This window comes from Stenotrophomonas sp. 05L44_2 (assembly GCF_056665995.1).
This window is the reverse complement of the sequence record NZ_JBFTNR010000422.1, coordinates 1-10,537: the sequence shown is the minus strand read 5'-3', so window position 1 is coordinate 10,537 and position 10,537 is coordinate 1. Positions and strand designations below refer to the sequence as shown.

The 10,537-nt window shown below is 65.8% G+C and carries 9 protein-coding genes and 1 pseudogene; 6 read left to right on the top strand and 4 right to left on the bottom strand.

What is annotated here, in order from left to right; translation table 11 throughout:
• A partial coding sequence (locus AC1VAN_RS14795) for a sigma factor (protein ID WP_480986080.1) occupies positions 1–204 on the bottom strand: 204 nt, incomplete at its 3' end.
• Between the two features lie 235 nt (positions 205–439).
• Here AC1VAN_RS14795 and AC1VAN_RS14790 point away from each other — a divergent pair.
• The 4 genes and pseudogenes from AC1VAN_RS14790 to AC1VAN_RS14775 all read left to right on the top strand — a co-directional run.
• Positions 440–2,359 carry a 3-hydroxyacyl-CoA dehydrogenase NAD-binding domain-containing protein gene (locus tag AC1VAN_RS14790; RefSeq protein ID WP_480986079.1) on the top strand — a complete coding sequence of 640 codons (1,920 nt, stop codon included), beginning with the start codon at positions 440–442 and terminating at the stop codon, positions 2,357–2,359.
• 569 nt (positions 2,360–2,928) lie between these two features.
• On the top strand, positions 2,929–3,792 hold the full coding sequence (locus tag AC1VAN_RS14785; protein ID WP_442252312.1) for a pirin family protein: 864 nt from the start codon (positions 2,929–2,931) through the stop codon (positions 3,790–3,792).
• Positions 3,793–3,913: 121 nt separating this feature from the next.
• The gene (gene aqpZ / locus AC1VAN_RS14780; protein ID WP_480986078.1) at positions 3,914–4,633 is read left to right on the top strand and encodes an aquaporin Z; all 720 of its coding nucleotides are present in this window, start codon (positions 3,914–3,916) and stop codon (positions 4,631–4,633) included.
• Between the two features lie 196 nt (positions 4,634–4,829).
• Positions 4,830–5,282: pseudogene (locus tag AC1VAN_RS14775) on the top strand (hypothetical protein); the annotation flags it as partial.
• 78 nt (positions 5,283–5,360) lie between these two features.
• On the opposite strand, the gene AC1VAN_RS14770 reads toward AC1VAN_RS14775, so the two are convergent.
• Positions 5,361–6,212: a pirin family protein gene (locus AC1VAN_RS14770; protein WP_480986077.1), complete on the bottom strand. Its 852-nt coding sequence runs from the start codon at positions 6,210–6,212 to the stop codon at positions 5,361–5,363.
• A gap of 269 nt (positions 6,213–6,481) precedes the next feature.
• Between AC1VAN_RS14770 and AC1VAN_RS14765 the strand changes: the two genes are divergently transcribed.
• Both AC1VAN_RS14765 and AC1VAN_RS14760 read left to right on the top strand, forming a co-directional pair.
• On the top strand, positions 6,482–8,563 hold the full coding sequence (locus tag AC1VAN_RS14765; protein ID WP_480986076.1) for a carbon starvation CstA family protein: 2,082 nt from the start codon (positions 6,482–6,484) through the stop codon (positions 8,561–8,563).
• A complete protein-coding gene (locus AC1VAN_RS14760) occupies positions 8,563–8,787 on the top strand; it encodes a YbdD/YjiX family protein (RefSeq protein WP_025877091.1) in 225 nt (74 codons plus the stop codon). The genes AC1VAN_RS14765 and AC1VAN_RS14760 overlap by 1 nt, the downstream gene beginning before the upstream one ends.
• 188 nt (positions 8,788–8,975) lie before the next feature.
• Here the strand turns inward: AC1VAN_RS14760 and AC1VAN_RS14755 are convergent, their stop codons facing one another.
• Both AC1VAN_RS14755 and AC1VAN_RS14750 read right to left on the bottom strand, forming a co-directional pair.
• Positions 8,976–10,118, bottom strand: a complete 1,143-nt coding sequence (locus AC1VAN_RS14755; protein ID WP_480986075.1) for a DUF3103 family protein — start codon at positions 10,116–10,118, stop codon at positions 8,976–8,978.
• 173 nt (positions 10,119–10,291) lie between these two features.
• Positions 10,292–10,537: DUF819 family protein (locus AC1VAN_RS14750; protein WP_480986074.1), on the bottom strand; the 246-nt coding region annotated here is incomplete at its 5' end.

The window sequence follows — 10,537 nt, the reverse complement described above, 5'->3', positions numbered from 1 at the left end:
GCTTCCAATCGCACGGTACGCACGGATGAAAGTGTCCTGGGCCACGTCCTGACATTCACTCCAGTCGGCGATGTAGCGACCGACCAGGGCCACGACCCGATGCTGGTACTTGCGCACCAGGACATCGAAGGCGGCACTCTCGCCGTGCTGCACGCGCCGGACCAGTTCCAGATCCAGCTCCTGAGGTGTATCAACATCGGCCATGAGGGGCCGCACTCCTGTCAGCCCAACCGACGTCGGGCAATGAGACTGCCAATCCCGGGAAAAGTTCAGTCGCCGATCACCTGGCGCCGCACCAGCTTTTAACCACCGTTCCGTTAACGTTCCGGTCCAAGGCCTGCGATCCGGGGCGCCACACCCCTGCTATTGGGATTTGACGCGGGGGAAACAACCTCTGGATCATAGCCCCCTTCTCCATACACAACCGGATGGAACGTCCATGCTCTCAAGCTTCGATGGTCTCCGCTTCAGCCACTGGCACCCCGAGATCCGCGACGATGGCGTGGTGGTCCTCTCTCTGGATCGTCAGGACAGCAGTGTCAACGCAATGTCGCAGGATGTGCTGCTGGAGCTGGGCGACCTGCTGGAGCGCATCGCCATGGACCCACCGAAGGGCGTGGTGATCCAGTCCCTCAAGAAGGCAGGCTTCATCGCCGGTGCCGACCTGAAGGAGTTCCAGGAGTTCGATCGCCGCGGCACCGTCAACGACGCCATCCGCCGCGGCCAGTCGACCTACCAGAAGCTGGCAGAACTGCCCTGCCCGACCGTGGCCGCCATCCATGGCCATTGCCTGGGCGGCGGTACCGAGCTGGCCCTGGCCTGCCGTTATCGCGTTGCATCCAATGACAGTTCCACCCGCATCGGCCTGCCGGAAACCCAACTGGGCATCTTCCCTGGCTGGGGTGGCAGCGCGCGCCTGCCGCAGCTGGTCGGCGCACCGGCGGCGATGGACATGATGCTGACCGGACGCACGCTGTCGGCCTCGGCCGCACGCGGCATCGGGCTGGTCGACAAGGTGGTGGCACCGGCCGTCGTGCTCGAYACCRCCGTGGCGCTGGCACTGTCCGGCACCACCCGCCCGTTCAAGCAGCGTGCGCTGGCCTGGGCGACCAATACCTGGCCGGCACGCCAGCTGCTGGCCCCGCAGATGGTCAAGCAGGTCGCACGCAAGGCGAAGAAGGACCAGTACCCGGCGCCGTATGCGTTGATCAGCACCTGGCAGCGCAGCGGCGGCAAGCCGGTGCAGGCACGCCTGGATGCCGAACGACGCGCCGTRGTGAAGCTGGCCAGCACGCCGACCGCGCGCAACCTGATCCGCATCTTCTTCCTCACCGAACGCCTGAAGGGCCTGGGCGGTGGCGATTCCGGCATCCGCCACGTGCACGTGGTCGGTGCTGGCGTGATGGGCGGTGACATTGCTGCGTGGGCCGCCTACAAGGGTTTTGAAGTGACCCTGCAGGACCGCGAGCAGCGCTTCATCGACCCGGCCATGGAGCGTGCGCAGGCACTGTTCGCCAAGAAGGTGCGTGACGAGAGCAAGCGTCCGGCCGTCGCCGCGCGCCTGCGTGCGGACCTGGAAGGCAATGGCGTGGCGCAGGCCGATCTGGTCATCGAAGCGATCATCGAGAACCCGGAAGCCAAGCGTGCGCTGTACCAGACGCTGGAGCCGAAGATGAAGCTCGACGCGTTGCTGACCACCAACACCTCGTCGATTCCGCTGGTGGAGCTGCGCGATCACATCCAGCGCCCGGCGCAGTTCGCCGGCCTGCATTACTTCAACCCGGTGGCCCAGATGCCGTTGGTGGAGATCATCCATCACGACGGCATGGTTCCGGGCCCGGTGATCGACAAGGCGGCGGTGAAGTTCGRCATGCCGATGGGCCCGATCGAACTGATCGACACCGTAGGCCTGGACGTGGCCGCTGGCGTGGGCAAGGAACTGGCCCCGTTCCTGGGCCTGCAGATTCCGGCGGCGCTGCAGACGGTGGAACCGGACAAGCGCGGCAAGAAGGATGGCCAAGGCATCTACACCTGGGAGAACGGCCGGGCCAAGAAGCCGGACGTGGCGCGCGACTATCAGGCGCCTGCCGATCTGGAAGATCGCCTGATCCTGCCGTTGTTGAACGAGGCGGTGGCGTGCCTGCACGAAGGAGTGGTGGCCGACGCGGACCTGCTGGACGCGGGCGTGATCTTCGGTACCGGTTTCGCACCGTTCCGCGGCGGTCCGATCCAGCACATCCGTGCGGTGGGTGCCGATGCCATCGTGGAGCGCCTGAAGGCGCTGCAGCAGCGCCACGGTGATCGCTTCGCACCGCGCCCGGGCTGGGACAACCCGGTACTGCGCGAACCGGTGGTTTGATGTGATCAGCCGGGCCTGCGGCCCGGCACCCGCGTAGGCAACAGCAACAGCAACAGCCGAAGCCAGAGCCAGAGCCGGAGCAACAGCCGGCTCTGGCTTTTCTGTTTGTTGGGCGGGGGGGTGTGGGTTGGCAGGACACGCCGTAAACCCGTCCATGGGGGCTCGATGGCGCCATCCATGGCGCCAACGGTCCTGCAAGCCCACACCGCCCCACCCCTGACAGTTTCCCGGTGACGGTCGGTGACCTTCGGGAGCTGGTAGGTGTCGACCTTGGTCGACACGCTTGGTCCACGCCATGCGTGGATGCGAGCGAAGCGACCGGCGTTTGAGTTTGATTTTGATTTTCTTTGGATGGCGCCATCGAGCCCCCATGGACGGGTTTACGGCGTGTCCTGCGCCACCCACCCGCCCGGCCAAGCGCGGCTTCTGCTTTTGCCTTCAGCGACCAACCCACAGCCACGAGGGGCTGCGCCGTTGGCTGGAACAACCTGTTACCCGGACGGGGAATGTCACCGCCACCACCACATGCGATGCTGACCGCCTTGATCCCTGCCAGCGAGAACGCCCGCATGACCACCATCATCGCCCCGCGCGTGCACGACATCGGCGGCCTGGAAGTGCGCCGCGCCGTGCCCACCCTGCAGGCCCGCAGCATCGGTTCGTTCGTGTTCGTCGACCAGATGGGCCCGGCACTCATGCACCCCGGTACCGCCATCGACGTGCGCCCGCACCCGCATATCGGCCTGGCCACCGTCACCTACCTCTGGTCCGGTGCCATCGGCCACCGCGATACGCTGGGCTCGGACCAGGTGATCCGTCCCGGTGACGTCAACTGGATGACCGCCGGCCGCGGCATCGCCCATTCCGAGCGCACGCCGCAACCGGACCGCGACCATGACAACCCGATCCACGGCATGCAGACCTGGGTTGCGTTGCCGAAGTCGCATGAGGAAATCGAACCGGCCTTCTACCACCATGCCGCCGCCACGCTGCCCGAGCAGCGCCGCAACGGCGCCTGGCTGCGCGTCATTGCCGGACGCGCCTATGGCGAGGAGTCGCCGGTCAAGGTGTTCGCCGACACGCTCAACGTGGCGATCGACCTGGACCCGGATGCGGAGATCGACATCGATGATGGCCACCGCGAACGTGCGCTGTACATCCTCGAGGGCCAAGCGCAGCTGGATAGTGTGGACATTCCCCCCCAGCACCTGGTGATTCCCGAAGCCGGTGCGCGCGGCCGCCTGCGGGCGAAGACGCCGGTGAAGGCGATGCTGTTCGGCGGCGAACCGCTGGATGGCCCGCGCCATCTGTGGTGGAACTTCGTGTCCAGTTCGAAGGAACGTATCGAGCAGGCCAAGCACGACTGGGAAGCCGGACGTTTCGGCACCATTCCCGGCGACGACAAGGAATTCATTCCCCTGCCCCAGTACTGAGCATCGCGTGTTGCACACATCCGAAGGTGTATCCCTGCACCCGGCGTTGACGCTACAGTCACCCGCTGATCACTGAAATGTGACATAAATCACACTTTAGACCGTCAAAGGAGTGCAACACATGAGCATGGGTAAACGCTTGTCCGCCGAGTTCCTCGGCACGTTCTGGCTGGTTCTGGGTGGCTGTGGCAGTGCGGTGCTGGCCGCCAAGTTCGGTGGCGACGGCAATCCGCTGGGTATCGGTTTCCTCGGCGTGGCCCTGGCCTTCGGCCTGACCGTGGTGACCGGCGCCTACGCGTTCGGACATATCTCCGGTGCGCACTTCAATCCAGCGGTCAGCGTGGGCCTGTGGGCCGGTGGGCGCTTCCCGACCCGGGATCTGGTGCCCTACATCATCGCGCAGGTGGCCGGCGGCCTGCTGGCCGGCTTCATCCTGCTGCAGATCGCCTCCGGTGCCAGCGGCTTCGCCATCGATGGCAGCCAGGCCGGCGCGTTCGCCAGCAACGGCTATGGCGCGCTGTCACCCGGCGGCTACAGCGTGGCGGCCGCGTTCCTGTGCGAAGTGGTGYTCACGGCGGTGTTCCTGATCGTGATCATGGGCGCGACCCATGGCAAGGCGCCGGCGGGCTTCGCGCCGCTGGCCATCGGCCTGGCCCTGACCCTGATCCACCTGATCAGCATTCCGGTGACCAATACGTCGGTGAACCCGGCCCGCTCCACGGCGGTGGCCTTCTTCGCCGGCAGTGGCGCAACCGGCCAGCTATGGCTGTTCTGGGTCGCCCCGCTGCTGGGCGGTGCGATCGGCGGCATCATCTACAAGTGGATCGGCAACGACCGCTGAGCCATGACCGTGCCATTGCGGCCGACCCTCGGCCGCAATGGTTACGGATGTAACCGCGATTTGTGCGATCGCTCACGTTCCGTTAAGGTCTGGTCATCCGCCCGTGCTTTCGCCGGGCAGGACGGCATCCGGGGATGGGATGCCTCGACCGCCGGTGTCACCGGCGGTGCCAACGACACGCCACCTTGGGGGATGCATGAAGTTCGCGCCTGTTGTTCTGTCGAGCCTGTTGTTCGTTGCGGCGTCTGCCTGCGCGCAGGCCCCGGTCGACTGTCCTTCGTTGCCCGCCAGCAGCGGCCTGCAATGGCAGCAGCAGGCACAGTCCGGCTTCCTGGTCTGCCGCGCGGCCACCAGTGACGGGCGCGAAGTACTGAGCCTGATGCTCAGCCAGCGCGATCCGGGCATTCCGCTGACCCGCTCGCTGCGCCAGGAAAAAGGCAGCTTTGCCGGTGAATCGATGTACTGGTACCAGCCGGATCTGGGCGGCCAGCAGCCGCCGGGCTATGCCGAGCGCCGCATCAGCGTGGTCAAGCTGGACAAGGGCCGCTACGCGCAGATCGCGCTGTATCCCGACAGTTCCCAGGAACTGGGCACGCTGCAGCAGCTTGCGCAGGGCATGAACCTGACCTCTTCTGGACATCCGCCGGGCATGGCCCGGCGCTACCAATGTGCTGTGGGCATGACCCGGCGCTACCGATGCGCTGTGGGCATGGCCCGCAGCGCGACCTCAGAACCTGCCTTCCTGGAAATCGACGAAGGCCTGCATCAATTCCTCGCGGGTGTTCATCACGAACGGGCCATGCCGCATCACCGGCTCGCGCAACGGACGACCCGCCACCAGGATCAACCGCGCACCGTCGCTGCCTGCCGACAGATGCAGCTGCTCGCCGCCGCCCAGCACCGCCAGTTCCTGCCGCGCCACGTCGCGCGCCGCATCCTGCTCGCCCACCGTCAACCCGCCTTCGAACACATAGACGAACGCGTTGTGGCCTTCGGGCAGGGAGTAGGTCCAGGCACGATCGGCCTCCAGTGCAATGTCCAGATACAGCGGATCGGTGGCTGGCTGCGCGATCGGCCCCGCCGTGCCCTCGACCGTGCCAGCGATCACCTTGACCTGCACGCCTTCGGCCGGCTGCACCACCGGGATCTTTTCGGGAGCGAATTCCTGGTACTTCGGCGCGGTCATCTTGTCGCGCGCCGGCAGGTTCACCCACAGCTGGAAGCCGCGCATCTGCCCGCTTTCCTGCTCGGGCATCTCCGAATGCACCAGGCCRCKGCCGGCCGTCATCCACTGCACGCTGCCGGGGGTCAGCAGGCCCTCGTTGCCGTGATTGTCGCGATGCCGCATGCGGCCATCGAGCATGTAGGTGACGGTCTCGAAACCACGATGCGGATGCTCGGGGAAACCGGCGATGTAGTCCTCGGCGCGATCGGTACCGAATTCGTCGAGCAGCAGGAACGGATCGAGGTCGGGCAGCGAGGGGCCGCCGATGACCCGGGTCAGGCGAACACCGGCACCGTCGGAGGTGGGCATGCCACGGATGGTACGCAGGACGCGGACCGGCTCGGGAAGGCTCATGGTGACTCCTGTTGGATGGATGCCGCTAAAAATGGACGCTGCAGCGCGCAACGCCAATGGATGCCGTCGCAACCGATTGTTCCATCCCTGGTGTTCGCCGCACGTCATGTCCGCACGCCGGCACCGCCTGCGTTGTCGGCTGCGAAGGAACATCGCCACCTGCCACACCCATGTACGACCAAAGTACTACCGCCGAATGGTCCCGTGCACATTGACCCTGCCAGGGGCACGCGGGACTCTTTGCCTGTCTTTCCGGGAGAGAGCACCTCATGAAAGGTTTTTCCAAAATAGGCTGGGCGGCCCTCGCCCTGCTCGGCGCGTTCTGCCTGGGCACGGTGGCGCTGCGGCGCGGTGAGCACATCAACGCGTTGTGGATCGTGGTCGCGGCGGTATCGCTGTACCTGGTTGCCTACCGCTTCTACAGCCTGTTCATCGCCGACAAGGTGATGCAGCTCGATCCGACCCGGGCCACCCCGGCGGTGATCAACAACGATGGCCTGGACTACGTRCCGACCAACAAGCACGTGCTGTTCGGCCACCACTTCGCSGCCATYGCCGGYGCCGGCCCRCTGGTYGGCCCGGTGCTKGCCGCGCAGATGGGCTACCTGCCCGGCCTGCTGTGGCTGGTGGTCGGCGTGGTGCTGGCCGGTGCGGTGCAGGACTTCATGGTTCTGTTCCTGTCCAGCCGCCGCAACGGCCGTTCACTGGGTGACCTGGTGCGCGAGGAAATGGGCCAGGTGCCCGGCACCATCGCGTTGTTCGGTGCCTTCCTGATCATGATCATCATCCTGGCCGTGCTGGCGATGGTGGTGGTCAAGGCACTGGCGGAAAGCCCGTGGGGCATGTTCACGGTGATCGCGACGATGCCCATCGCGATCCTGATGGGCGTCTACATGCGCTACATCCGGCCGGGCAAGATCGGTGAGATCTCGGTGGTGGGCCTGGTGCTGCTGCTCGCCGCGATCTGGTTCGGTGGCAAGGTGGCGGCAGACCCGACCTGGGGCCCGGCGTTCACCTTCACCGGCACCCAGATTACCTGGATGCTGATCGGCTACGGTTTCGTCGCCTCGGTGCTGCCGGTCTGGCTGCTGCTGGCACCGCGCGACTACCTGTCGACCTTCCTGAAGATCGGCACGATCATCGCGCTGGCCATCGGCATCCTGGTGGTGATGCCGGAACTGAAGATGCCGGCGCTGACCCAGTTCGCGGCCAGCGGCGACGGCCCGGTGTGGAAAGGCGGCATGTTCCCGTTCCTGTTCATCACCATCGCCTGCGGCGCGGTGTCGGGTTTCCATGCACTGATCTCCTCGGGCACTACGCCCAAGCTGCTGGCCAATGAAGCGCACATGCGCTACATCGGYTACGGCGGCATGCTGATGGAATCGTTCGTGGCAGTGATGGCGCTGGTGGCGGCCTCGATCATCGATCCGGGCATCTACTTCGCGATGAACAGCCCAGCGGCGGTGATCGGTGCCGATGCCGCATCGGCCGCACACTACATCACCAATACCTGGGGCTTCACCATCACCCCCGAACAGCTGACCGCCACGGCGGCAGCGATCGGTGAGCCGACCATCCTGCATCGTGCCGGTGGTGCACCCACCCTGGCGGTGGGCATCGCGCAGATCCTGCATGAGGCGATCCCCAGCAGCAGCGACGCGATGATGGCGTTCTGGTACCACTTCGCCATYCTGTTCGAAGCACTGTTCATCCTCACCGCGGTGGATGCGGGCACACGTGCCGGTCGTTTCATGCTGCAGGACCTGCTCGGCAATTTCGTGCCGGCGCTGAAGAAGACCGAGTCGTGGACCGCCAACATCATCGGCACTGCCGGCTGCGTGGCGCTGTGGGGCTACCTGCTGTACACCGGCGTGGTCGATCCGTTCGGCGGCATCCAGACGTTGTGGCCGYTGTTCGGYATCTCCAACCAGATGCTGGCGGGYATCGCGCTGATGCTSGSYACGGTGGTGCTGWTCAARATGAAGCGTGACCGCTACGCGTGGGTCACCGCGGTGCCGGCGGTGTGGCTGCTGATCTGCACCACCTATGCCGGTTTCATCAAGATCTTCGACAGCAACCCGGCGCAGGGTTTCCTGGCACAGGCACACAAGTTCCAGGACGCGTTGGCCAGCGGCACCATCACCGCACCGGCGAAGTCGGTCGCACAGATGCAGCAGATCGTGGTCAACGCCTACGTCAACACCGGCTTGACCGCGCTGTTCCTGCTGGTGGTGGCGTCGGTGCTGGTGTATTCGATCAAGACGATCGTGGCGGCGCGCCGCAATCCGCAGCGCAGCGACCGCGAGACCCCGTACGTGGCGCTGAAGCCGCATGAAATGGTGGACCTGTAATGAGTACACAACTGGTTCCGGTGGGGCAGTACCAGGCGCATCGCCGGATCTGGCGACGCCTGGTGCAGACGGCACGGCTGTGCTGCGGCATTCCCGACTACGACAACTATGTGCGGCATGTGCGGGAGAAGCATCCGGACCGCGAGCCGATGGACTACAAGACGTTCTTCCGCGAGCGGCAGGAAGCGCGGTATGGCGGGCGCAACGGTGGTCGCTGCTGTTGAGGTTCCCGGTGGGTGCCGGGCTTGCAGCCCGGCGCCCGCAGAGGCAACGGCAGCCCACACCGCCCCACCTTTGACAGATTTCCGGTGACGGTGCGAATCATCCGGGGCCTGATCCGTTTTCCCTGGAGAACGGATCAGGCCCCTTTCTGTTCGTGGATGCCGGCGGTTGCGGGCGCCGCCCGGCGTAACTACTCCGTGAGGGTGATCGGGGTCAGGGTGACCTTGGCGTTGTTGGCCGCTCCCATCCGGTCCTGGTAGGCCTGGCCGCGCTGCAACAAGTAATAGCTGTCGATATAGTCGATGTCATTGGCAAACCACGACGTGGGCATGGCCTTGAGGATCGCGCCTGCGATGTCGGCGATGACGGCATACTCAGGAGCGAAGGCGCCCAGTGCGGCTTTGACGCCGTTGCTCAGCGCCACCAGCAGCTCCTGGTAGTTGGTATCGCCGTCATCTTCGAACAGCTGCACGTTGGCGGCGTTGAAGCGATAGTTGCCCCAGATGATCAGCGGTTGCTGCGGGGTGTAGTCGGTACCGTCGTAGTCCAGGTACGGCATGTCGACGGTGACCATCTCCGGTGCGGTGGCGCCCACCTGCAGACCGGAAACAACAGCGAACACCTCGGCTGCCCCCAGCGCCCAGGGCTCCTGGTCGTCCGCCAGGCGGATGCGGTCCAGGCGGGTGATATCCAGCGACGCCTGCGTTCCGTCAGCCGACAGCTGGATGCGTTCGGGCGATTGCAGGCCGCGAGCCTTCAGCCCCGCATTGACCAGGGCCATGCCCTCCTGCACGGCGCGCCGCGTGTCGACGTCGACGATCAGCACCGGAAAGTCCGGGGCCCGTTTCGCATCCAGTACATGCGCGCGGCCCTGCGCGTCGTATGCGGTGATCGTGGTCCAGTCGCGATCATTGCCACGCGGCAGACTGGCCACCCACAGCGGATGCGCATTGATGGCCGCCAGCGAGTGCCCCTCGGGCACGTACGCACGCAACTGCAGCAGCCCCTGCCCCTGTGCCGGGAGCCCCTTGCGCTGGCGCAGCTGGCGATCGCCAGCAGCCAGCGATGCACTGGCCAGCGTATGCGCCTGCGGATCGAAACGGCCCATCAACAATTGCACCGGCACGCCCTGCTCCGGCGCCGCATGCAGCGAGCTGCGCACTGCATCGGCGAACCCTGGCTGGGCGATCAGTGCCGCCACCTCGCGCGCACCGGCATCGGTCAGCATCTGCACATCGGCGCCGCCGGCCCTCACCGGCCCCTGCGCGAAGGCCCCCGTGCTGGCCAGCAACAGCACCAGTGCGGAAACCCGAAACCTCCATTGCTTCATCATCGACGGCCCCATCGAACGTCGCCGGCAACGCCGGCAGGAGCTTCCCACGCTACGGCGCACGCGCCATACGTTCCGGTATGTGCCGCACAGTTCCGGCAGCGTCCCGCGAAAAACAGCCGAGCGTGGGCTCGGCTCTACCCGTTCCTGATTTCCGTCGCTGGCCGCGAGAGGGCTCAGCCGTTGGCCATCCACTTCAGGATCAACCCGGTCACATACGCCAGGCCGGTACCGGTGGCATATCCGACCGTACCGAGCAGCACGCCCACCGGCGCCAGCGTCGGATGGAATGCTGCCGCCACCACTGGTGCCGAGGCGGCGGCGCCGATGTTGCCCTGCGAACCGATCGCGAAGAAGAACAGCGGCGCACGCACCAGCTTGGCCACGATCCACAGCACAAGCACGTGGGTGGCCATCCAGAT